The 22032-nt window shown below is 54.7% G+C and carries 20 protein-coding genes, 1 tRNA gene and 1 pseudogene; 7 read left to right on the top strand and 15 right to left on the bottom strand.

The window, feature by feature from the left end; genetic code table 11:
* Nucleotides 1-935: 935 nt before the first annotated feature.
* The 6 genes and pseudogenes from AC6CWS_RS03225 to AC6CWS_RS03200 form a co-directional block, all read right to left on the bottom strand.
* Nucleotides 936-3269, bottom strand: coding sequence for a primase-helicase zinc-binding domain-containing protein (locus AC6CWS_RS03225; protein ID WP_498256385.1), 2334 nt, complete (start codon nucleotides 3267-3269; stop codon nucleotides 936-938).
* A 14-nt stretch (nucleotides 3270-3283) separates the two neighbouring features.
* Nucleotides 3284-3604, bottom strand: coding sequence for a DUF5375 domain-containing protein (locus AC6CWS_RS03220; protein ID WP_004098169.1), 321 nt, complete (start codon nucleotides 3602-3604; stop codon nucleotides 3284-3286).
* Nucleotides 3601-3828 carry a hypothetical protein gene (locus AC6CWS_RS03215; protein ID WP_004185275.1) on the bottom strand — a complete coding sequence of 76 codons (228 nt, stop codon included), beginning with the start codon at nucleotides 3826-3828 and terminating at the stop codon, nucleotides 3601-3603. The genes AC6CWS_RS03220 and AC6CWS_RS03215 overlap by 4 nt, the downstream gene beginning before the upstream one ends.
* Entirely contained in the window at nucleotides 3825-4019 is a 195-nt protein-coding gene (locus tag AC6CWS_RS03210) for a host cell division inhibitor Icd-like protein (RefSeq protein WP_498256386.1), read from the bottom strand. The genes AC6CWS_RS03215 and AC6CWS_RS03210 overlap by 4 nt, the downstream gene beginning before the upstream one ends.
* 24 nt (nucleotides 4020-4043) lie before the next feature.
* A pseudogene (locus AC6CWS_RS03205) lies at nucleotides 4044-4370 on the bottom strand (ash family protein); the annotation flags it as partial.
* A 2-nt stretch (nucleotides 4371-4372) separates the two neighbouring features.
* Entirely contained in the window at nucleotides 4373-4639 is a 267-nt protein-coding gene (locus AC6CWS_RS03200; RefSeq protein WP_004174792.1) for a helix-turn-helix transcriptional regulator, read from the bottom strand.
* A gap of 560 nt (nucleotides 4640-5199) precedes the next feature.
* Here AC6CWS_RS03200 and sid point away from each other — a divergent pair.
* The 4 genes from sid (at nucleotide 5200) to AC6CWS_RS03180 (ending at nucleotide 8491) form a co-directional block, all read left to right on the top strand.
* On the top strand, nucleotides 5200-5937 hold the full coding sequence (gene sid, locus AC6CWS_RS03195) for a capsid size-determining scaffold Sid (protein ID WP_498256384.1): 738 nt from the start codon (nucleotides 5200-5202) through the stop codon (nucleotides 5935-5937).
* Nucleotides 5934-6179 (top strand): ogr/Delta-like zinc finger family protein, encoded by a 246-nt coding sequence (locus tag AC6CWS_RS03190; protein ID WP_004185270.1) that lies wholly within the window; start codon nucleotides 5934-5936, stop codon nucleotides 6177-6179. Before sid ends, AC6CWS_RS03190 begins: the two co-directional genes overlap by 4 nt.
* Before the next feature lie 17 nt (nucleotides 6180-6196).
* Complete coding sequence (locus AC6CWS_RS03185) at nucleotides 6197-6763, top strand: phage polarity suppression protein (RefSeq protein ID WP_498256383.1); 567 nt, start codon at nucleotides 6197-6199, stop codon at nucleotides 6761-6763.
* Between the two features lie 666 nt (nucleotides 6764-7429).
* Nucleotides 7430-8491 carry a hypothetical protein gene (locus AC6CWS_RS03180; protein WP_048979339.1) on the top strand — a complete coding sequence of 354 codons (1062 nt, stop codon included), beginning with the start codon at nucleotides 7430-7432 and terminating at the stop codon, nucleotides 8489-8491.
* Between the two features lie 103 nt (nucleotides 8492-8594).
* Here AC6CWS_RS03180 and AC6CWS_RS03175 read toward each other — a convergent pair whose 3' ends face one another.
* The 4 genes from AC6CWS_RS03175 to AC6CWS_RS03160 form a co-directional block, all read right to left on the bottom strand.
* Entirely contained in the window at nucleotides 8595-9557 is a 963-nt protein-coding gene (locus AC6CWS_RS03175) for a HEPN domain-containing protein (RefSeq protein ID WP_048979340.1), read from the bottom strand.
* Nucleotides 9558-9571: 14 nt separating this feature from the next.
* Nucleotides 9572-10744 carry a tyrosine-type recombinase/integrase gene (locus tag AC6CWS_RS03170; RefSeq protein WP_498256382.1) on the bottom strand — a complete coding sequence of 391 codons (1173 nt, stop codon included), beginning with the start codon at nucleotides 10742-10744 and terminating at the stop codon, nucleotides 9572-9574.
* 162 nt (nucleotides 10745-10906) lie between these two features.
* Nucleotides 10907-11001: transfer RNA gene (locus tag AC6CWS_RS03165), tRNA-Sec, on the bottom strand.
* A gap of 137 nt (nucleotides 11002-11138) precedes the next feature.
* Nucleotides 11139-11288: a hypothetical protein gene (locus AC6CWS_RS03160; RefSeq protein ID WP_158240154.1), complete on the bottom strand. Its 150-nt coding sequence runs from the start codon at nucleotides 11286-11288 to the stop codon at nucleotides 11139-11141.
* Between AC6CWS_RS03160 and AC6CWS_RS03155 the strand changes: the two genes are divergently transcribed.
* Both AC6CWS_RS03155 and AC6CWS_RS03150 read left to right on the top strand, forming a co-directional pair.
* A complete protein-coding gene (locus AC6CWS_RS03155; protein WP_048335595.1) occupies nucleotides 11289-11480 on the top strand; it encodes a hypothetical protein in 192 nt (63 codons plus the stop codon).
* Nucleotides 11481-11511: 31 nt separating this feature from the next.
* Nucleotides 11512-12234, top strand: coding sequence for a MurR/RpiR family transcriptional regulator (locus tag AC6CWS_RS03150; protein ID WP_023291388.1), 723 nt, complete (start codon nucleotides 11512-11514; stop codon nucleotides 12232-12234).
* Nucleotides 12235-12342: 108 nt separating this feature from the next.
* Here the strand turns inward: AC6CWS_RS03150 and AC6CWS_RS03145 are convergent, their stop codons facing one another.
* The 4 genes from AC6CWS_RS03145 to AC6CWS_RS03130 form a co-directional block, all read right to left on the bottom strand.
* Nucleotides 12343-13722, bottom strand: coding sequence for a family 4 glycosyl hydrolase (locus AC6CWS_RS03145; protein WP_048335591.1), 1380 nt, complete (start codon nucleotides 13720-13722; stop codon nucleotides 12343-12345).
* A 12-nt stretch (nucleotides 13723-13734) separates the two neighbouring features.
* Nucleotides 13735-15294, bottom strand: coding sequence for a PTS transporter subunit EIIC (locus tag AC6CWS_RS03140; protein WP_048335589.1), 1560 nt, complete (start codon nucleotides 15292-15294; stop codon nucleotides 13735-13737).
* Between the two features lie 247 nt (nucleotides 15295-15541).
* Nucleotides 15542-17257, bottom strand: coding sequence for an AsmA family protein (locus AC6CWS_RS03135; protein ID WP_065882901.1), 1716 nt, complete (start codon nucleotides 17255-17257; stop codon nucleotides 15542-15544).
* Between the two features lie 151 nt (nucleotides 17258-17408).
* The gene (locus AC6CWS_RS03130; protein ID WP_004150226.1) at nucleotides 17409-18800 is read right to left on the bottom strand and encodes a nucleobase:cation symporter-2 family protein; all 1392 of its coding nucleotides are present in this window, start codon (nucleotides 18798-18800) and stop codon (nucleotides 17409-17411) included.
* A gap of 283 nt (nucleotides 18801-19083) precedes the next feature.
* Here AC6CWS_RS03130 and gltS point away from each other — a divergent pair, with 283 nt between their 5' ends.
* Entirely contained in the window at nucleotides 19084-20286 is a 1203-nt protein-coding gene (gene gltS, locus AC6CWS_RS03125; protein ID WP_032454381.1) for a sodium/glutamate symporter, read from the top strand.
* Nucleotides 20287-20506: 220 nt separating this feature from the next.
* Here gltS and glpK read toward each other — a convergent pair whose 3' ends face one another.
* Nucleotides 20507-22018 (bottom strand): glycerol kinase GlpK, encoded by a 1512-nt coding sequence (gene glpK, locus AC6CWS_RS03120; protein WP_004873089.1) that lies wholly within the window; start codon nucleotides 22016-22018, stop codon nucleotides 20507-20509.
* Nucleotides 22019-22032 lie beyond the last annotated feature (14 nt).

Raw genomic sequence — 22032 nt, 5'->3', positions numbered from 1 at the left:
TGAGAAATTTTTCGGTAGCCCAAGCTTTCTCTTTACTGCACCATCCGCTGAATTACACTGATCACAGATTAGCGTCTCAGGAAATCGGGGGACATCTAAACCCCTGTAGTCAGCAGAATGGTCGTGGTGTTTGTGTAAAGCTGCAACCCAGTCCATGGAAGCATTCTGTGTCTTCGGGAATCTGAGTGTCCATCTCATAATCTGAAATTTACTGCGCCCACACCCAGGGCAGATCCAGTCGTCTCCCGTTGCTTTCCATAGTCTATGGTAATGGAGTCCAGTATGGTTCTGATAATCTTCGTATGTAGGCGTTTTGTTCTTCATCATTTCACTGGTGCTCCACATTCGTTGGGTGATGCCTTTCAATATGGGCTTCTCCGCCATCAGGTACAAACCACAAGAACATAAATAGCGGATCTTTCCGAGCGAGGATTTGTCAGAGGTCAACAATTCACTTGCCACTTGCTAGGGGAAATTCTCACACCTTCAGTGTATCAAGGTGCGGCAAGGAATTTTATGCAGGTTTCACAGTGGAAAAAATAAACTCCCGTCCAGACAGTCACTTCCGTATTGGATATGCTTACAAAAGCAGCTTTCATTTTTCCGCTACATCCATCTTGGAGTTATGGTGTTAATAATCATCGTAATTGCAGATACATAGCTATCGATCTATTTCATTCACTGTGCAATAACCATTTCTCCATTGATTAACACAGACTGATATTCTCATCGCCCGCTTTTGGCTCTGAGTAGACTGATAAGTCTCGAGGGTAAAAAGTTTTTTCTGGAAAAACTGTTCATACTGTTCACTTGGTGTTTTTATTGTTTAATTTCATTATGTTATCTGGTGAACACTCAGTGAACAGTGAACACTTTACTGTTCACTCTGCCCGTTGTGCAGGTAAAAAAAGACCGGCAATGCCGGTCCGGGTAGGTTATGTTGCGGTGGGTTCGTCACACTTCGGCAGCCAGTCGGCGTTGCTTTCCTCCCTGAGGGCGAGATTGGTCTGCATGCCCTGATTTGTGCGGCGTTTATCGTAATTCAGACCGTATTCTTTCAGCATGGCTGAGAGCCCCTTGCCGAACATGGTCAGGCTGAGCGCATTCCTGTAGCCGTGGGCCTCCATGTACACCAGATAGGCGTGATACAGGTACAGACGCGGCTGGCGCGGGATAATATTGGCGTTCCCCATATACATCCCGTCAGGCTCCGGCAACGCTTCAAGATAGCCGCAAAAATCAAACGTCGGGTCAGCGTCGCGCTTGATGCTCAGTGCCTCATCGGAGTTCTGCTGCGACTGAAGCAGTGAACGGGCACTCATCGGGTCGCTGAACTGCTGCATTAACTGGCGCACGATGACGGCCAGCTCGCGGGCGATTTTATCCCTGAGCTGCGGGTCGCGTTCTTCCGGGGCTATCTGCTCCGGGAAGTGGATGATTACCCGGCGACGTGACACGCCGCCGCTGCGGTCGGTAAAGCGCATCGGGTTATTGTTCACGGCCAGAATCACCGCCGGAATATGTGTCGAGTACGGATTCTGGTATTTCGGGTCGACCGACACCGCATCGCCGCCGGTGATGGCCTTGAGCCCGGCACCGTCCCCGCTCCATTTCTCCTGGTCAGGCAGACGAATGAGCGAGAAGCCAATCAGGGAGGCACGCTTACGGGGGTCTTCCAGCGTGTCGATATCGGCTGATGTGGCGTTATCCTCTCCGGCCAGCATCGTGGCGATTTCGGCGAGAATACTTTTCCCGCTGCCGCCGGGGCCGGTCACTTCGAGAAAGAGCTGCCAGTCGTAGCGGTTCGCCAGCACCATAAACAGCGCGGCCAGGATCACGTTACGTTTTGTCGGGTTGCCACTGGCCGCCCGGTCGAGCCAGCGCCAGAAGTTAGGCGCATGGGTTTCCAGCGTTTCCCCTTCTACCGGCGGGGTGAAATCCACATCGCACAGGGTGCGCAGCCAGTGCGATTTGCTGTGCGGGCTGAATATCCCACTTTGGGTATCGAGTACGCCGTTGCGAAAACCAATCAGACGGCGCGCCGGTGCCTCCTGCTGCGGAATAATCAGCTTCAGCGTCTCCACCACAGAGGTGATTCTCCCCGACGAGAACGGGGCGCGTACGCGCTGGAATAAATCAGCCACACTCCGTGAAAAAGTGGCGGCCGGGATATTTTTCCAGATGCCGTTTTCATAGCGGGACAGGAGCTGGCCGTTGGCGTCCACGGCCAGCGCTTCGCCGTAATGCTCATGCACCCGCCAGGCCTTGTCGCTGGGGCCCATGGCGGTAAATTCCGCCTCGCTCATGGTGTCAAACGGGCTTTGTGCCGCTGGCCGGATCGCGGCATAAATGGCTTTCCGCGTGGCGTCTTCCCCTTTCAGCATCATCGCATCATTCCAGTCACCAAACACCGGCGGCAGGGCGACAACGCCCTCACAGGCCTGAGCGGCCGCAGCGGCTTTTGTCTGGCCGTCGCCGTTCAGGTCACGGTCGGCGGCGAGGATAATCTGACAGGCCGGGTGTTTCTGACGGGCCAGGCTCGCCAGAGAAAGAAGGTTCACGGACGACAGCGCCACCATGACGGTTTCCCCGGTCAGGTGATGCACGGTAAGGGCCGTTGCAAAGCCCTCCGCTATCCACAGACGTTTTCCGGCCTGTTTCTGCCCGTCGATGAGATGGCATGCCCCTTTGACCTGCCCGCCCTTCAGGGTGCGCTTGAGCCCCTCAGCATTAATAAGCTGGAGGTTAACCAGCGCGCCGGTTTCGTCATACAGCGGCACCACCACATCACCGGCACGGTAAGCCACGCCGCCGGTTTTGTGAGACGCGGTCAGCGTCAGACACTCACGACCGGCAAAGCCCTTGCGGGTCAGGTAAGCGTTGCCGGTGGCCGGGCTGGTTTTTTCCAGCAGTCTGACGGCCAGCGCGGCCGCTGCTTTGCGGTCGGCCTCCGTTCCGGCGTCTGCGGCCGCCACCACCTCCGGGGCCACTGGTGGCAGATGGCCGGTGACGGCGCTCACCTTCCCGGCGGCCTCGGATGCCGATATGCCGAACACCTTCTCAACCAGTTTCAGGCCATCACCGGCGCCGCACTGGTTACAGAACCATGTGCCGCGCCCCTCTTTATCGTCAAAGCGGAACCGGTCAGCGCCGCCACACACCGGGCAGGCCTGATGGCGGTTTTTTATCACCTTCATTCCCAGCGCCGGAAGAATACGCGGCCAGTGGCCGCACGCCTGTTTTACGGTGTCCGTTACGTTCATTTTCATTGTTTTTTTCTCCCTCAGTGCAGTACAGGCGATGTGATATGGCGGGCGCAGAGCTCATCCATCACGGCGAGTCCGAGGAAGGACAGCGACGGGGCGGCTTTCAGCGGCCCGGCCTCCATCAAATCTTCCAGTAATGCACAGGCAATCAGACGGCCTTTTTCCTCGCCGTGCTGGCGCAGATAGAAGCCCTCCAGCTCGGCGGCGATGGCACTTTCCAGCGCGTCGAGGGTGAGGTGGGGATAGCGGTGCTGACGTTCGCACAGGGTCAGCCAGGCACAGGCCACGGCGCGGCGATACAGGGCAGCACGCAATACAGGCGGCAGAGGCGTTTTCATACGTTGCCCTCCCCGGTGAACCAGCGGTGGTTGCAGCGCTCGACCACGCCGTCGAGCTGGGCGGTCATCAGGTAAATCACGGAGGTGAGCTGTAACTGCTGAGTCGGGTCACGACGCAGGGAGGTACAGTCCTGCACCTGCATCAGGTCGCTGACGAGCTGGCCGACATTGCGCATATGCTCAAGGCATTCGAGGTCACGGGCAGTAATCGTGGAGTGTCTCATGCACGCACCTCCGCCACCGGCAGACGCCCGGCAAACGAGAGGACGTAATCGCGAACGAGGGACTGGCGTGCAGCGTGTTCATCCCCGGCGACGGCGCGGAGCATACAGATGCGGAGCTGACGGTCTGCGCGACGAACGGCGGCAAATGCAAAGACAAACTGCGGGTGTGACGGGGTGAGGGTCGTAGCCATAGCGGCAACCTCCAATAAGTAGCGGTTATCACTACCACCAGAGCTGCAAATCTCATGGGTGGTAGCCCGGACGGGGTTTGCAGTACCGGCCTTATTGGAAACCGGCCAGCCCGAAGGCTGCCCCACCCGGACCACCATTATCTGACAGGAGCCACGGTGAAAACACCACAGCCCGAAAAATAGGTGTGTCTGAGCAACGACATAAAAAAACACGCATGGCGCGTGTTGTGTCGCCAATAAGTTACACGGGCTGCAAATCCCGGCTGCCGATTTTGCGACAGCGGCGAAACTATACCTGGAAACGGCAAAGGGAAGCAAGCCAGAAAAAGGGGCTTTTTGCGGAACGGGCATCATCATGCGTCATAGCCCCGGTTGCGTTCGGCGATACGGTCAGCCATCCACCCGGTGATTTCCGACTGCGCCCACGCCACATTTTTTCCGCCGAGGGAGATTTGTTTCGGGAAAGCCTCCCGGCTGATGAGGTCGTAAATCGTGGAGCGGGACAGCCCGCACAGATGCATCACTTCGGGCAGGCGGATAAAGCGCTCGTGAACGGCGTCAGAGACCGGCATCAGCGGCGCGGCAGGGGCAGAAGACGGGGAAGAAAAAGCGGTGTGCATCGGGCTACCTCATAAAGTCCATACAGTGCCGGTCGTGTCCGTCCGGCCTCGGGTAGCGCTCTATTTTCAGCATAAAACGGGGCATTGCAACAAGGCGGGATGTGCCTGTCATTGACACAATGCAGGTCAAAAAACACCCACATGGTAAATAAAGGGCAATATGGGGCAATGTGGTACATCCTCGCCCATCCTGAGAAAGTAAAATCATTAATATCAATGGATAGCGGGATAATTAACAGGGAGAAACATTTAATAAACCTTTTTTCTTCCCGTCCTGCCACAAAGAAAAGTGAACAGTAGTGAACAGTCGGTGAACACTTCCGACCTCAACTGTTCACCACTTAACTTACTGTATTACTTATTCTTTTATTTAAAGTGAACAGTAGTGAACAGTTATATGTAAAAAAACAAACGGTGAGTATGCTTTTCCTGAGACCTTTCTCTGGCAAGCCGGGTTTTAAAGTCTTGTTTGTGCCAGCACTGCCACAACCGCAACAGGTCGTGTTGTTGTGTGTGCCCCGGCAGAATCACCTCATGTTGAAACCACGAGGAAATCTGCCATGACCGACAACACCTTTATCCCTGATTACCTGAAACCGGCGCTGGAGCGACTGGCCGCCGCCAGAGCGGCCCATCTTGAACAGGCCCGCCGAATGGAGGACACCCTGACGGCCATCACCCGCGCGGAGGAGCAGAAAGCGGAGCTGGAGGAGGACAACGGGAGCGATACCCGCACCTGGCGCGCCGCTTTCCGTGCCGGGGGTGCCATGCTGACCGATGAGCTGAAAAGCGGCCATATCGAACGCGTGGCCCGCCGGGAGCTGGCGCAGGAATGCCACAACCTGACCGAAGTGCTGGCCTTTGAACGTGACCAGCTGAAAGCCACCTGCAACAGCACCGCGCGGGCATTCCGCCAGGCGCATCATGCTGTGCTGAGTAAATACGCTGAGGAAGAGCTTAACCGCGCGCTGAATGACACCCTCGGGCCACTGGTCCGGGCGATGGTGCTGAAAGCAGAGGTGATGGAAAATCCGCTGGCCAACACCACCGGCCATCAGGGGTATATCGAGCCGGAGAAAGAGGTCATGCATCAGGTGGTGACCTTCCTGACCAGGAAAGTGAGCGCCTTCTCCGTCACGCCAGCCGATGAGCCGGTGCTCTCCCTGACCGGCTTCCCGGCCGTCGCGCTTGCGCATATGGACCACGACGCCGCCAGCACGCCCGGCGAGCGTAAGGTCTGGCAGGAGAAAATGCGTCAGCGCGAGGCTGACCTGAAAGCGCGGGGGTTGCTGCCATGATGCACTGTCCGTTCTGCAAAAAGTCGGCGCATGCCCGCACCTCCCGCTATCTGTCGGAGAACGTCAAACAGCGCTATCACCAGTGCACCAATATTGAGTGCTCGGCGACGTTCCGCACCACTGAAGCCATCGACGAGGTTATCCGTCCTCCAGCGGAGAAAGCGCCGCCTGTCGCGGAGCCGGTCACACCCCCGGCGCCCCGTAAAGTGCAGGGCTGCTACAGCTCGCCATACCGTCATTAATCAGGGGAGAACTGACCATGACCACCCTCACGCTACAGCAGGCTTTTGAGGCCTGTCAGAAGAACGAAACCGCCTGGCTGAACTGTAAAGCCGAACTGGCGGCCGCAGAGCAGGAATACCGCGAGCAGGTGCTGGCCGGGGATGAGCGTATACCGGGCAGAATGCAGACACTGCGCGATATTATCGATGTCAAAAAATGGGAGATAAATCAGGCCGCCGGGCGCTATATCCGCTCCCATGAAGCGGTGCAGCGCATCAGTATCCGCAACCGGCTGAATGACTTTATGCAGGCACACGGTGCTGAACTGGCGGCCACGCTCGCCCCGGAGCTGATGGGGCTCAGCCAGCAGCCCGCACTCCTGACCGGCCATGCGCTCGACCGTTCGGCGCATTACCTGCGCGAAGCGCTGTCCGTGTGGCTGAGTACCGGTGAAGAAATTAATTATTCGGCAGAAGACAGCGATATTTTAACGGCCATCGGATTCAGGCCTGACGCGGCTTCGCGGGTGGATAATCAGGAAAAATACACCCCCGCACAGAGCCTGATTTATGCCCGCCGGCGCGCGGAACTGGCCAGTAAGTAGCTCCGCAAAAAATCCCCGAAAATACCGCTATTTTTCCCGAATTAAGCCATGCATCCACAGGGTGCATGGTTTTGCATGCGTTCCTCCGTCCCGTCACTCCCTTCGCAACCCTGTCCCGGCGCGGCCTGAGCCTGCCCATGCACCTGCATTAAAACCGACCCACGAAGCGGGCAGGCGAGGCGGGGAAAGCACTGCGCGCCAGCGGTAAAGTATTTATTTAATGATATTTAATTTCGCGGCCTGAGCGCGTCGCTGCGCTGCGCGGATTCGCGGGAGAGTCGGTGGGTGGTGCGGTGCTGTTCGAGAGCGTGGCGAGCCTCTGAGGCGGTCAGGTGAAGTGCAAGAAAAGGCCGTCAGGAGGATGAGGGAAATTAGTCATTTCGGTGTTTCAGGTGAGGGCTATGAAGCGGCTCAATACTTTCCTGATCTTTATGTGCCTGTAGCGGCATGTAACCTCCCTACATCCGCATGAAGCGGGCTTGGCGGGGAGAGTATTGCGCGCTAATGTCATAACTTGACTGACGAGGAATAGGCCGAATATGTATGAGCCTTTCGTAGTTTGTGCTTCCGCAAGATCTGGGGTACAAATATCCTGATAGGGTATCTGGGAAGCTGGTTTAGCTTGAAATCAGTGATAATCAAAGCATCACGATGAGGGATTAGAATATGCGTAATAATGAATACCCCCATGGTATAGTGATTGCAGTTCATCCATATCCGAGGTATTTGAATAGTGATTGGATTCTGCATACGTATATAAGTGAACATAAAGAGCCTTTTAGATGGAAAAAAAAGGTGGATTTTTTTGAGCCATTTGACTATGGGTTAGTTTTTAGTACTTATCAAGAAGCATTAAGTGCAGCCGATAAAATAAATAAAGTGATTCGAGATGCAATTAACCAACTAGACGCTCCTCAAGAAATTAAGCACTCATATTTTTTAAGGGCTGAAAAGGCAATAATGTCTAGGGGGAGACTCAAAAATGAAGAAGATCTAATGTTTAATGAAGCGTTAAGAATTACTTCTTCGTTGCCGCGACCTAAAGATAGTGAAGTCATTATTAAAATTAATGCATATAGGCGAGCAGATATTTCCATAAAAGATGAATTGCTAAAAGAGATTAAAATTAACCCCTTAATTGAAATTGCTCATTTGAAAGAAAACAGGATGGTTATTGGAAAAAATGAAAAAGGTGAGTGGGGGCGTTATCTCTATTACAACGAACGGACCACCCAAGTAGCATTTAGAGAAAAGATTTCAAGGTCTTTCGGTTTTTCAGGCCGTGAGCACTGGGGGAAAGTTAAGTCTGAAATTAGACTGAAACTATTACCACGAGCAAATGAGCTTTTACAACTTGCGAGTGTAAAAAGAATGCTTGCAGAGGCATATTCTCATGGGCATAAAGTTTTAATGGCAGGGGGATATGTATTTTGGTACGAGGAAAATGGTGATATTGGATGGACAGTAAAAACTACTAATAGCAATGAATCGATCAAAAATGGTGAAAGCATTTGGCATGATGGGACAATTATATCAAAAAACCATGGAAGGATCGTAGTTTTCCCATACATTAAAGAAAATGGAGAAAAAGTTCAGGGACATACTAAAAATGCCCCTCATGATGGAAAAGCTAAACCTCGACATCCTAGCGAGTATGTTGAGTTGCCGTTTCACATTCTTGAGGATGACTTGATGGTCGGTCTTTTTGGTGAACTTAAATATGAGTGAAATTGTGAAGCTATAATTCGTTGGCTTCAATAATTTAGCACTTCAGCACCTGCCCGCCCAATGAGGCGGTCAGGTGACGAACGCATTTCTAGTAACACAACTACTATACTTGAACGCCAAGTAATAATTTTTCCTTGAAATATTTTTCAAAGCTATCTTTGTTACCGTTAAATATTGTCATAAGTTCATCGGAATCTAATATTATATTCATGATCACTCTAAGATAATTATCTAGTTTAATGCTTTCTTCTGGTAATTTCCCTACTCTATCAGACTTCAAACTATCACCGTGGGTAACTTTAGAGCGAATATTATAGAATGATTTAATATCATCAAATGTCTTGATGGGATCATAATCATATGGTTTCAAGAAAATAGAAACGCGCTCAGATAATTTGTGTGAGAGTTCAGAGTTATCTGTTGAAAATAAACTCTCTAGTGCACTGCAGTAATGCGATATTTTCATTGCAGGATCAAATTCTCGTTTTGCTGACTTAATGAAACTGAAAGCTCTACCATATCGAGAATATTTTGAATCCACAAAGGAATTAAACACAGTAGAATTATTTTTGTATAGATGAGTTTGAATTTTGTGATTTGTATCTTCCCATTTAATTAAATCATCTCTGCTAAACTCAATATCAGTATGTCTATTTCCCCCAGCTAACGTAAACAGGCTTAATAAACTATTATTAGACCATTCAGAGAATGTTTTACGATCAGTTTTATTGCAGTATGCTATCTCGCAAAGCATACCATTATCTTTAATCAGCCAAGAGGTACTAACAAGCATGTCTATCCATAAAAGCCAACTCATCACTGCATCACCACTTGATGTTGATGGGGAAAAAAAATCATCTTGAAGGTCGGCATAAATTATGTGGTTTGCATTATATAAATGCTCGTATTCAATAATGCCTGTAAAGGATTTAATTTCTTTATTAAGTATTTTTCTTATTTTCTTTCGATCTCTTATCAGTGTTACACCGGGAAGGAGATCAAAATCATCAAAGTTATCGCCCGTAACATGCATGAATCTCAATGTTGTGTAAAATTTAAAATGCATAATTTCCCACCATGTTATTTTCTTGGGTATAATTCATCACAATACCACTGCATCATGTTTTTTCTTTTCTCTAGGTAAAGAGCGTGGTTATATGTTCCTCGAATAGTATTTTTATCCATATGAGCTAATTGCATTTCAATCCATGCACTATTAAAACCCTTTTCATGCAATATAGTCGACATGGTATGCCTGAAACCATGGCCTGTTGCACGCCCTTTGTAACCAAGTAACTCAATCACTTGAGTCACACTTTCTTTGCAAATTGGCTTACTGCGGTTATTCCTGCCGATAAAAATGTAAGAATAATGACCGGTAATGGGCTTGAGCTGCTTAAAGAGTTCAATCACTTGAGTAGATAAAGGGACAATGTGAGGCCTACGCATTTTCATCCTTTCTGCTGGGATTTCCCAAATTGCCTTTTCTAAATCGATTTCATCCCACGTAGCAAAGCGCATTTCCTGCGTCCTCACACCAGTTAACATGACTATCTTAGTCGCATTTTTAGTGATGATGCTGCCGGTATAGGCTTCAAGATCTCTGATAAAATGAGGCAATTCTTCGGCGGATAAAAAAGGATGATGCTTTTGCTTCGGCACGGCTAATGCGATAGCTAAATCAGGGGCAGGGTTGTATTCAGCTCGGCCAGTTATGATCGCGTAGCGAAAAACCTCTCCACACCGCTGGCGTATCTTGCGTGTTTTCTCCAGTGCTCCACGTTTCTCTATTCGTCGCAGCACTTCAAGCAATTCTAACGGTTTGATCTCACCGATAGGACGTTTGCCGATGAACGGGAAAACATCTTGTTCGAAAGTCTTAATGATTTCGTCACGGTATGCCACTGTCCAGCGGTCAGCTTTGTTTGCATGCCATTCGCGGCTTATGGCTTCGAATGAGTTTTCTGTTGAAAGCTGCTGTGCCAGTTTTTGCGCTTTCCGTTTCTCAACCGGATCAATGCCAGTAGCAACTTGCTTGCGGGCGACCTCGCGCTTTTCACGAGCTTCAGCGAGGCTTATCAAGTCGTAGCTGCCAAATGACATTAACCGCGCTTTCCCAGCAAGGCGGAAACGGAACCGCCAGCCCTTCGAACCATCGGGATTAATAAGCAATGACAGGCCTTGCCCATCGTTCAATGTATATGGCTTGTCCTGGGGCTTTGCTCGTTTGATTTGTATGTCTGTCAGTGCCATGTGTATAAGTCAAAAATGTGTATAAAAAATCTATACACATCACTATACATATTTTTCATGGATTCAGGGAGAACTTGTCGGACAGTTACGGATGAGTGATTAACTATGTACTTTGAAAATAAAGGGATTTTTAGACATTCTCGGATAGCGGCGGAGCAATTTTGGCGGAAGATCACAGGAGTTGAACCTGCCCGGGACCGCTGGCGGCCCCAACTGGATTTGAAGTCCAGCCACCTCACCGGAGATGACGATCTTCCGCGCCTCGATTGCTACATGGAGGCGGGGCGCATTATAGCTACTTTCAGCCGTTTACCACATACCTGAACGCACTTTTTTACTGTTAAAACTGGACTTTGCAGAACAGTCTGAGACAAATCCGTTCAAAATCCATGAGTTACACTTTTTCATGCTCTTTCAGGCTAACGCGATCGCAGAATACATGAAACATATTCTGATAATGACCTAATTCATCTTCCTGCGGCAAAGGCTGATAAAAAATGTAACCGGTACCCATCTGTGGTGCCGCCAAGGGAATTGTGCCCATATGAAAGATCCTGTTTTGTCCGTCAAAGAGAAAATTGGCTACGGCATGGGCGACGGCGCCACCCTCACCATTATTCTCGCCTTGTTCACCCTCGTTCCGGCGGAGAGGGTTTTTTTATTCCATTTTTGTACAAAAAGTAACATTCATTTCAGTCTGGTGACTCAGGCCGCAGACGCTATTCCTGAACGGTGATAGCGTATGCTGCCGCTGAGAGGAGCCCGCCATGGACTTAGAAAATATCTTTCGTGACGTGAAGCTAAGCAAAACGGAAATGACCGTGCTGCGCTTTATCCAGAACGACCCGGAGCTGTGTATCCGCCAGGGGATCCGCGCCGTGGCGGAGCAGTGCTACAGTAACCCCTCCTCGCTGGTGCGGTTGGCGAAAAAGCTTAAGTTCAGCGGCTGGCTGGAGCTGGTCTATTTCATCAAGTTCAATATCACCATGCCGAAGCTCGATGTCACCAACGATATCGACTATATGAGCATTCAGCCGGCGGAGGCGCTGACGCCGCTGCTGGCAAGCCTCGCGCAGCAGCGCGTCCTGATCCACGGCAGCGGTTTTTCGCAGTTGATTGCCCAGTATATTTATAACAAGTTCCTCGTCACTGGGGTGAATGCCAGCCTGGCGCTGTGGCCGGATTACGAAATCCTTGAGCAGAAAAACGCCGCTCGCTTCGACTCCATCTGGATCATTTCTAAATCCGGGCGCAGCAGCTCGGCGCTCAACTGGGTGAAGGCCATGGAGGGGAAGGAGATCAACCTGGTCTGCTTTACCGGCGATTATCAGAGCCCGCTGGCGCAGGCTGCGGATACGGCGTTTATCATTCACGATCCGCAGAAGTTCGACGATGATATTTACTGGAGCAACCCGTTTTTCGGCTACTGCATCCTAGGCTTTGAGCGGCTACTGAAGATGTGGTTTACCCGTGCACCTGGCAACAGGTAGCTCCGCTAAGCGCAGTGCCGCCGGGCAATATATCAGGCGCCGCGCCACCATGTTGCCGGGTGGCGGCTGCGCCTTACCCGGCCTACGCCTCCAGGTCCGGTCAGTGATTTACCGCCAGGCGGCGAACTGCTTATCGTCGAGATAAGCTTCGACCAGGGTTTTCGCCAGCGACCAGGAACCGATCAGCGGGTGCGCCATCAGCGCCCGCACCGCCAGCGACTTATCCTGCTGCAGGATCGCCGCTACCGCCAGCCGCTCATACTCTTTCACGCAGGAAATCATATTCTTCTGCGCCGTCGGCACCTTCGTCGGCGTGACCGGCTTGAGGCCCTCCCGGCTCAGGTCGCAGCTGATCTCAATCACGTCGTCAGGGCGCAAAAAGTCGAGCGTGCCATTATTCTGGATCGACACCACGATCCGCTTGGTGGTGGTGCTGTTCACCGCTTCCAGAATATCCAGCGCCACCCCGGCATAGCCGCCGGTGTCCGGCTCTTCGATAAACTGCCGCAGCGTCAGCGGCTCGCGGGTATGAAATTTCTCCTGCCGGGATTCGTTCTGCATATAGCTGTTTTCCCGGCGCAGGTAGTGCTGCATCCAGATATTGAAGGCGGCTTCCGGCTGCGTTCTGGCATCCACGGTGCGCAGCGCCTGGCGCATCTCCTGATTGATACGGGCGATTTGCTCCCCGCGCGTTTCGCCTGCCCCCTGAATCGCCTTCAGCGCCTCGTCGCGATAGTAGTAATAATAGAGATATTCGTTGAGTAACTGGTTATCGCACAGCCGCACCAGCTCGGGTGAGAAGTACTGCATCGCGGTCTTCTGGTACAGCGCCGGGCTGGCGATCAGCCGCTCGGTCACCGCTTCCCCGCGCACGGTGAAGTGGGTAAACCAGGAGAAATGGTTCAGCCCATAGCATTCCACGCTCAGGTCGCGCTCCTCACAGCCGAGGATCGCCGGCAGTTCACGAATCAGCTCGGAAGGCGCATCGCAGATCCCATAGACCCGACGCTTAAAGCCGGACTTGACGATCGCTTCCGTCACCAGGCCTGACGGGTTGGTAAAGTTAAACAGAATGGCGTCTTCGGCGGCATGGGCCTCGATCAGCCGGCAATAGTCGAGGATCGCCGGGATCGAGCGCATGGCCATCGCGAAGCCGCCGGCGCCGGTGGTCTCCTGGCCGAGGGTGTTATGTTGCAGCGCAATGCGCTCGTCGCGAATGCGGCTTTCATCGCCGCCGACCCGCAGGGTGGTAATAATATAATTGGCGTTTTGCAGCGCCGCGACCGGGTCGGTGGTGGTCGTGAAATGAATATCCGGGCGAATGGTCGTAAATACATAGCGGGCAATTTCGCCGAATATCGCCAGATTATCCGCAGAGTTATCGAGAAAAACCACCTCCGTTAAACCAATGCGGTGAGCATTATATGCCAGAGATTTCGCTAAAAATGCAGAGCGAACGCCGCCCCCGCCTAATACGGTTAATTTCATACAAACTCCTCATTAATTTTCTGCTAACCAGTTATCAACCCGGGAACGTACCTGTCCCACTTTTACGCCATAAATAACCTGAACTTCATTACGATTGCGCACCACGCCGTTGGCGCCGGTATTTTTTAATTGCGCGTCATCAACTTGCGCCATATCGCGCACGGCTACGCGCAGACGAGTAAAACAATTATCGACGGAGAGAATATTCTCCTTGCCCCCGAGGCCGCGGATAATGTCATCGGTAACCGACTGCGGCTGCGCGACTTTCTGGCGGTACTCCGCTTTGCTGTAGAGCTTCACGCTCTCGTCATCTTCCCGGCCCGGTGTTTTCAGATTCAGCCTCACCACCAGGGTGCGGAAAATCACGTAGTAGACGGCGAACTGGCCGATCCCGATAAGGACATATCCCGGCCAGCGCGTTAAGGAGACCGGCAGCGGCAGGTTATAGATCAGAAATTCGATCAGGCCCGATGCGCCCCAGGGGCGTACGGTGAAGAGGTCGCAAATGGCCTGCGAGGCGGCGGTTAACGTCGCATGGATCACCCACAGCAGCGGCGAGACAAACAAAAAGGTGAACTCAATCGGCTCGGTGATGCCGGTCAGCATGGAGGTGATAATCGCCGGCAGCAGAATCGCCTTAGCCATTACTTTTTTCTCCGGCTTCGCGGTGTGGTAGAACGCCAGCGAGGCGCCGGCGAGGCCGAAGATGGTGGTCATCCCTTGCTGTGAGAAGCGTAGGGCCTCATTCATCACCGGGGTCAGATCCGGGTGGCGCATATAGGCGAGGAAAATGGCCTGGGTACCGGAGACCACCTGGCCGTCCACGTTCAGGGTGCCGCCAATCTGGGTGAGCTGGAAGGGGGACCAGACAAAATGGTGCAGGCCGGTCGGGATAAGAAATTTTTCAAAGAAACCATAGACGAAGACCCCGGCGACCCCGGCATTTTTCATAAAGCCGGTGAGGGCGGAGATGCCGTGGGTCATAAACGGCCAAATCCAGGTAAAGGCGATGGCGTAGAAGATAACCACCGGCGTCATCGCCACCAGCGTCAGCTTGGCGCCGCCGTACATCGACAGCGCGCCGGGCAGGTCAATGGTAGAGACTTTATTGTGCACCCACGCGATGGTGCAGCCGAGAATAATGCCAAGGAAAACGCCCATATCCACCACCACAAAGCCCAGCAGCTGGGTTTGCCCGGTGCCATAATATTCACCGTTAATTTTTTCGGCGAGTCCGTGGGTGTGTTCCAGCCAGGAGTGGTTGGCGCCAAGAAACATAATGAAGCACATCACCGCAACCAGCGCGACTTCGGTTTTTTTATCTTTTGCCAGACCATAGCTAATGCCGACGCAAAATAATAAGCCAAGGTTGCCAAATAAAGGCCAAAAGGTGTCGCCGAGCATCTGCCCAAGCTGGTGCAGGAAACTGGTTTCAGCAATTAATGTCGGATTAGTTAATACTGAACTGAGGGCCAGAATTAAGCCAATGACCGGCAAGAACAATACGGCGCCGATCATGGCCCGGGAGAATTTTTGCATATTCTCCAGAATACGCTGACGTATTTCAGGCATGATTGATCCTTTTATATTTTTGTAGGGACAGGGAGCGGTTTTTTATCGACTTCCAGTATTTTGGTTATAGCAACTCTGATATTTGAAGGGAACCAGTAGCGGTAAATAGGCACAGATAGCCGCTTATTGCACACAGGTTTCAGAATGCCTGCAGACCCTCTCCCTGACAGGGAGAGGGCGTAGCCAGAGCGGCGTTTTTGCTGAGAAGCTTTCCCTCTCCCGTGGGGGAGAGGATGATGGGATATCGCTATGGCGTGACGGGAGCGGGCGCTGGCGCGGCGGGGGCGGTATTGACCTCGCCGTTGCGCATCGTTTGCGCCACCTGCTGTTTCTCCATGTTCACGGCGCTAAGCTGTGCGTTGACCGTCGGCTTGAGCGGGGCATCGGCCTGCACGCTGCCGCTGGCGGTCAGCTGGAGATTGCCATCCCCGCTGATGGGGAGCGAAGGCCAGCCCCAGGCCTGCAGAATATTCAGCGGCACGCCGCGGCCGTTCAAGCTCAGATTGACCTGGCGCTGCGGCAGCTGGGATACCGCGGCGGTGGCCTGCAGAATACCGCGCTCGGTGAACGCGCTGAGCTCAGTGATATTGAGCGTCGACGCCGTGGCGCTCAGCTTGAGTGAAGGGCGGCGCACGTCAATTCGGTTAAAAGTCGCCGCCGCGGCGTTCAGCGTCGCACTACCGTTCCACACCCCCCAGCTGCCGTTTTTCACCAGCTGAAGCTCGCCGCCATAGCCATCGAGAGCGGTAATTTGCCATGGGAAGGCAGGGTCCACATCGATGATCAGGTTGCGGCTGGCGCTGAATTTTTTCAGCGTCAGGCTTTGCAGCCAGGCCGGCAGCGGCGTCATCCACAGCGGCTTCCAGTTCGCCGGCAGCGTGTACTCCAGCCCGGCGAAGGCGGTGTCGTCGAGCACCAGCGCGTTACCGGCGCGCAGCCAGTTGCCGGAAGTTCGCACCATGCCGCCCTCCCAGCGCGAGGAGAACTGGCGCAGGGCAATCCCCTGGGGTGAAAATTCGGCATTCACGATCGGGTCGAAAAAGTGCAGCGAGCCGTAGATAAATTCGCTGGCATTCATCGACAGCGTGCCGTCCTGGCTCTGCCAGCCGCCGTGGCTGAGCGTCAGGTTGCGCAGGTTCAGGTCGAGGTCGGTTACCGCCCAGTCCGGCCCCTGCAGGCGGGCGTCGGTGATATCCAGGCGGCCAATCTGCAGAGAGGGGACCGTGGTTAACGGCGCGAAAAAGTCGGCCAGCGAGGCGGCGCTCTGCAGTCGGATCTCATTTAGCTGAAGGTTATCCACCAGCCAGCTGCCGTCGGCGCTGCGTTTCGCATTGCCGGTTAAGGTGCCGCGGGCGACATCGGCGCCGAGGGTGGAGAGGGTGACCTCGCCCTGATCAATCTTGCCCTGAATCAGGACGTTGCTGGCTTCGACGCCGTTGAGCGTCATTGAACCCGCGCTCATCTGGATCTGTGCCGTTTTCCCCAGCACATTGCCTGCCTCCGGCGCCCATGGGCTGACGCCGCCGGTGACGCGCTGCGCGCTGAGCGTCCAGCCGGTTTCCGGACTATTGAAAGCCATATTGCGCAACATCAGCCGGTCGGCAGCGAACGGCAGGTCGGCAGAGTGGGGGGACAGATTCAGGGTGCCGTCGTTAAGGACAATCTCATCCGCATGCAGCGGGTCGCTAAACTGGCGGGTGCTGAAACCAATATCGACCGTTTTCGCCACCAGGGTTGCCGGCTTGCCTTCCCGGCCAAAGGTGACGTTTTGCAACTGCACATGCAGAGGGGAGGAGAAATCATGATCCATCGCATCGAAGGAGACCTGCCAGCCGGTGCCATTGCTGAGCCAGGCGCTGGCCTGGCGGGCGCCCCAGTGGGTTTGCAGCAGGAACCACGCGCCAACCATGACGAGCAGCAGAGCGACTAGCAGCCAGAGAATCAGCTTTCCAAGAAATTTCATGGTCTTCCATTCTGTGAGATGCACATAACCGTGTTATGCCCGATTTAGGCGCACTTCTCAAGGCAGGCGTGGTTTATTTCCGTGACGGAGCAGGCGGTGGAGGACAACAGGGGGGCGTCCCGGCCGATGGCACGACCGGGGGCGCGTTAAATCAGGCTTTTTCCGGCGGGAAAATTAAATTCAGAACAATCGCCGTGATACCGCCGGCGGCGATGCCGGAGGAGAGCAGATTCTTCAGCCAGTCCGGCGCGAACTGCAGGATCAACGGCTGTTGCGACACGCCGAGGCCCACCGCCAGCGACAGGGCGATAATCAGGATCGCCCGGCGATTCAGCGGCTCGCGGGAGACGATGCGCACGCCGGACGCGGCGATGGTGCCGAACATCACCAGCGTGGCGCCGCCGAGCACCGGCTCAGGGATATGCTGTACGAAACCGCTCACCGCCGGGAACAGCCCGAGGACGATCAGCATCAGCGCTACCACAAAGCCGACGTAGCGGCTGGCGACGCCGGTCAGCTGGATCACGCCGTTGTTCTGGCCGAAGCAGGAGTTCGGGAAGGTGTTGAAGACCGCGGAAACAAAGGAGTTGAGGCCGTTAGCCAGCACGCCGCCTTTCAGACGTTTCATATACAGCGGACCGGAGACCGGCTGCTCGGAGACATCGGAGGTGGCGGTGATATCGCCGATGGTTTCCAGGGAGGTGATCATAAACACCAGCATCAGCGGCAGCAGCAGGCTCCAGTCGATGCCGAGGCCATAGTACAGCGGCGTCGGAACGGTGATGAGGCTGCTGTTGGTCGGGGCGGTGTTGGCCGGCAGCATATCGAGGAACCACGCCGCCAGATAGCCCGCCGCCATGGCAATCACCAGCGAAGCGATGCGCAAATAGGGATTACGCTGGCGGTTGAGAATGATGATCAGCGCCAGCACGATGCCCGCCAGCAGCAGGTTCTTCGGCGCGCCGAAGGTGTGGTCGGCCATCGCCGCGTAGCCGCCGCCGATGGAGGTCAATCCGACCTGAATCAGCGACAGGCCGATAATCATCACCACCACGCCGGAGACCAGCGGGGTAATGATGCGGCGCGCCAGATGCAGGACGCGGGAGAGAACCATTTCCGTGCAGCTGGCCAGCATCAGGGTGCCGAACAGGGCGGCCATCATTGTCGGGACGTCGGCGCCGCCGGTTTTCAGCGCGGTGCCGCCCATGATGAGTGGGGCGACAAAGTTGAAGCTGGTGCCCTGGATGGAGAGCAGTCCGGAACCGACCGGGCCCCAGGCTTTGATCTGAATAATGGAGGCCACGCCCGAGGCGAACAGCGACATGCTGATGATATGTTGGGTATCTTGCGCCGGGAGACCGAGAGCCTGGCAGATTAACAGCGCCGGGGTGATCACCGCGACAAACATCGCCAGCAGGTGCTGGAAGGCGGCGAACAGGGTTTGCGGTAGCGGTGGGCGATCTTCGAGGCGGTAGATTAATTCGCTGGCTGGTTTATGCGCAACCGGTTGCGCATTTTCTGACTCTGCGGTGTTAACGGACATCACAAGCAATCCCAAGGTGGCAAAGCGGGAATTTTATCGGACTGTAGACCAAAAGCAAACGTTTGCCAGCGTTTGCCCATAAAAATTTATGCAGTGAATATGCGCAACGAGATAATTAACATTTTGTATGCTAAATCGCATCATTCAGGATACAAAATATGTTTTTCTGTCATTTTTTCCGCCGTTCTGCGTAAAATCCCCCTCTGACTCCTCATGATGAGAAGCTAAAGACACCAGGAATATCGTCGCGTGTGAATGGATCATGCGCCATAAGGAGCTTTTTATGTTTCATCTCGATACCTTATCGACGCTCGTTGCCGCAACGCTTGTGCTGTTACTCGGCAGAAAACTCGTCCAAACCGTTCCCCTCCTCAAGCAATACACCATTCCTGAACCTGTTGCCGGCGGTCTGCTGGTGGCGCTGGCGCTGCTGGTGCTAAAAAAAAGTATGGATATCGAAATTGATTTCGATATGAGCCTCAAAGATCCGCTGATGCTGGCGTTCTTCGCCACCATCGGGCTTAACGCCAACCTCGCCAGCCTGCGGGCGGGCGGCAAGGTGCTGGGTACCTTTCTGATTGTGGTGGTTGGTCTGCTGCTGCTGCAGAACGCCCTCGGTATCGGCATGGCGAAGCTGCTGGGGCTGGATCCGCTGATGGGTCTGCTGGCCGGCACTATCACCCTTTCCGGCGGCCACGGCACCGGCGCGGCGTGGAGCAAGCTGTTCATTGAGCGCTATGGTTTTGCCAATGCCACGGAGGTGGCGATGGCCTGCGCGACCTTCGGCCTGGTGCTCGGCGGTCTGATCGGCGGCCCGGTGGCGCGTTACCTGGTGAAGCACTCTTCCTCTCCTGACGGGACGCCGGACGATCAGGTAGCGCCGACCGCCTTTGAAAAGCCGGACGTAGGGCGGGTGATCACGTCGCTGGTGCTGATCGAGAGTATCGCCCTGATCGCCATCTGTCTGACGCTGGGCAAGGTGGTTGCGCAACTGCTGGCGGGCAGCGTCTTTGAGCTGCCGACCTTCGTCTGCGTGCTGTTTATCGGCGTGATCCTTAGCAACAGCCTGGCGCTGGCGGGGTTGTATCGGGTGTTCGATCGCGCGGTGTCGGTGCTGGGCAACGTCAGCCTGTCGCTGTTCCTCGCCATGGCGCTGATGAGCCTCAAACTGTGGGAGTTGGCCTCCCTGGCGCTGCCGATGATTATTATCCTGGCGGTCCAGGCGTTGGCGATGGCGCTGTATGCGGTATTCGTCACCTACCGGATGATGGGCAAAAACTACGATGCCGCGGTGCTGGCGGCGGGCCACTGTGGGTTTGGTCTGGGGGCAACGCCGACGGCGATTGCCAATATGCAGGCGATTACCGACCGTTTTGGCCCGTCGCACATGGCCTTCCTGGTGGTGCCGATGGTGGGGGCGTTCTTTATCGATATCGTCAACGCGCTGGTGATTAAGCTGTTTCTGCTGCTGCCGGTGTTTGGCTGATAAAAACCCGGAGGCGGTGCGCTACCTGATTATGCGGTCTGCGGGCTGTGTAGCCCGGGTAAGGCGTTTACGCCGCAACCCGCGGATACCCCGGGATTTATGCGTTGGCGCGGCTTCTCCCCGGCTCGCGCTGCGCTTAGCCGGGCTACGGGGTGTGCGGCCTGCTGGTTGTATCCCGGCCAAGGCGTTTACGCCGCCAGCCGGGAATACCTCAACAATCTTACGCTTCGTCGTGCTCTTCCCACGCCAGGGCGCGTTTCACCGCTTTCTTCCAGCCGCTGTAGCGATAGTTGCGCTCGGTGGTTTCAATGCCCGGGCGGAATTCGCGCTCAATCACCGCTTTCTCCTGCAGCTCATCAAGGTTCTGCCAGAAGCCGACCGCCAGCCCGGCCAGATAGGCGGCGCCCAGGGCTGTGACTTCGCGCACTTCCGGACGCTCCACACGGGTGCCGAGGATATCGGACTGGAACTGCATCAGGAAGTTGTTGGCCACCGCGCCGCCGTCCACGCGCAGGGCGTGCAGACGGATACCGGAATCAGCCTGCATTGCTTCCAGCACGTCGCGGGTCTGATAGGCGATGGACTCCAGCGTCGCACGGATAATGTGGTTCGAGTTCACGCCGCGGGTGAGGCCGAAAATCGCGCCGCGGGCATACGGGTCCCAGTAGGGCGCGCCAAGACCGGTGAACGCGGGCACGACATACACGCCGTTGGTGTCCTTCACTTTGGTGGCGAAGTACTCGGAGTCGAACGCATCGCTGATGAGCTTCATCTCGTCGCGCAGCCACTGAATGGAGGCGCCAGCCATAAACACCGCCCCTTCCAGAGCGTAGTTCACCTCGCCGCGCGGACCGCAGGCGATGGTGGTCAGCAAACCGTGAGTGGAGGTCACCGCTTTTTCGCCGGTGTTCATCAGCATAAAGCAGCCAGTGCCATAGGTATTTTTCGCCATCCCTTCCTTGACGCACAGCTGGCCGAACAGGGCCGCCTGCTGGTCACCGGCGATCCCGGCGATAGGAATACGGGTCCCGCCTTTACCACCGATGTTAGTCTGGCCGTACACTTCGGACGACTTGCGCACTTCCGGCAGCATGGCGCGCGGAATATCCAGCGCGTCGAGCATCTTGTCGTCCCAGTCCAGGTCGTGGATGTTGAATAGCATGGTGCGCGAGGCGTTGGTGTAGTCGGTGACGTGCACGCGACCCTGGGTCATCTTCCAGATAAGCCAGGTGTCCACGGTGCCAAACAGCAGCTCACCGCGCTTCGCACGCTCACGGGAACCTTCGACATGGTCGAGGATCCATTTCACCTTGGTGCCGGAGAAGTAGGGGTCCACCACCAGGCCAGTGGCCTTGCGGATATACTCCTCCATCCCGTCACGCTTGAGCTGCTCGCAGATCTCTGCGGTGCGGCGGCACTGCCAGACGATGGCGTTATAGATCGGTTTGCCGGTCTCACGCTCCCACACCACCACGGTCTCACGCTGGTTGGTGATACCGATGGCCGCGATCTGATCGGAGTTGATATCCGCTTTGGCCAGCGCTTCGACCAGCGTCGAGCTTTGGGACGCCCAGATTTCCATCGGGTCGTGTTCGACCCAGCCTGGCTTAGGATAAATTTGTTCGAATTCTCGCTGGGAGACGCTGACGATATTGGCATCATGATCCATCACAACGGCCCGGGAGCTGGTAGTGCCCTGGTCAAGCGCAACGATATATTTTTTGTCGGTCATAGTCGGTGTCCCGT

Source organism: Klebsiella sp. M041 (assembly GCF_059759695.1).
This window is presented reverse-complemented; position numbering and strand designations above follow the sequence as displayed.

What these genes read in the sequence shown, in the direction of transcription:
- AC6CWS_RS03225 (WP_498256385.1), bottom strand. Translation starts at nt 3,269, where the DNA reads ATGAAAATGAACGTAACGGACACCGTAAAACAGGCGTGCGGCCACTGG.
- AC6CWS_RS03220 (WP_004098169.1), bottom strand. Translation starts at nt 3,604, where the DNA reads ATGAAAACGCCTCTGCCGCCTGTATTGCGTGCTGCCCTGTATCGCCGC.
- AC6CWS_RS03215 (WP_004185275.1), bottom strand. Translation starts at nt 3,828, where the DNA reads ATGAGACACTCCACGATTACTGCCCGTGACCTCGAATGCCTTGAGCAT.
- AC6CWS_RS03210 (WP_498256386.1), bottom strand. Translation starts at nt 4,019, where the DNA reads ATGGCTACGACCCTCACCCCGTCACACCCGCAGTTTGTCTTTGCATTT.
- AC6CWS_RS03200 (WP_004174792.1), bottom strand. Translation starts at nt 4,639, where the DNA reads ATGCACACCGCTTTTTCTTCCCCGTCTTCTGCCCCTGCCGCGCCGCTG.
- sid (WP_498256384.1), top strand. Translation starts at nt 5,200, where the DNA reads ATGACCGACAACACCTTTATCCCTGATTACCTGAAACCGGCGCTGGAG.
- AC6CWS_RS03190 (WP_004185270.1), top strand. Translation starts at nt 5,934, where the DNA reads ATGATGCACTGTCCGTTCTGCAAAAAGTCGGCGCATGCCCGCACCTCC.
- AC6CWS_RS03185 (WP_498256383.1), top strand. Translation starts at nt 6,197, where the DNA reads ATGACCACCCTCACGCTACAGCAGGCTTTTGAGGCCTGTCAGAAGAAC.
- AC6CWS_RS03180 (WP_048979339.1), top strand. Translation starts at nt 7,430, where the DNA reads ATGCGTAATAATGAATACCCCCATGGTATAGTGATTGCAGTTCATCCA.
- AC6CWS_RS03175 (WP_048979340.1), bottom strand. Translation starts at nt 9,557, where the DNA reads ATGCATTTTAAATTTTACACAACATTGAGATTCATGCATGTTACGGGC.
- AC6CWS_RS03170 (WP_498256382.1), bottom strand. Translation starts at nt 10,744, where the DNA reads ATGGCACTGACAGACATACAAATCAAACGAGCAAAGCCCCAGGACAAG.
- AC6CWS_RS03160 (WP_158240154.1), bottom strand. Translation starts at nt 11,288, where the DNA reads ATGGGCACAATTCCCTTGGCGGCACCACAGATGGGTACCGGTTACATT.
- AC6CWS_RS03155 (WP_048335595.1), top strand. Translation starts at nt 11,289, where the DNA reads ATGAAAGATCCTGTTTTGTCCGTCAAAGAGAAAATTGGCTACGGCATG.
- AC6CWS_RS03150 (WP_023291388.1), top strand. Translation starts at nt 11,512, where the DNA reads ATGGACTTAGAAAATATCTTTCGTGACGTGAAGCTAAGCAAAACGGAA.
- AC6CWS_RS03145 (WP_048335591.1), bottom strand. Translation starts at nt 13,722, where the DNA reads ATGAAATTAACCGTATTAGGCGGGGGCGGCGTTCGCTCTGCATTTTTA.
- AC6CWS_RS03140 (WP_048335589.1), bottom strand. Translation starts at nt 15,294, where the DNA reads ATGCCTGAAATACGTCAGCGTATTCTGGAGAATATGCAAAAATTCTCC.
- AC6CWS_RS03135 (WP_065882901.1), bottom strand. Translation starts at nt 17,257, where the DNA reads ATGAAATTTCTTGGAAAGCTGATTCTCTGGCTGCTAGTCGCTCTGCTG.
- AC6CWS_RS03130 (WP_004150226.1), bottom strand. Translation starts at nt 18,800, where the DNA reads ATGTCCGTTAACACCGCAGAGTCAGAAAATGCGCAACCGGTTGCGCAT.
- gltS (WP_032454381.1), top strand. Translation starts at nt 19,084, where the DNA reads ATGTTTCATCTCGATACCTTATCGACGCTCGTTGCCGCAACGCTTGTG.
- glpK (WP_004873089.1), bottom strand. Translation starts at nt 22,018, where the DNA reads ATGACCGACAAAAAATATATCGTTGCGCTTGACCAGGGCACTACCAGC.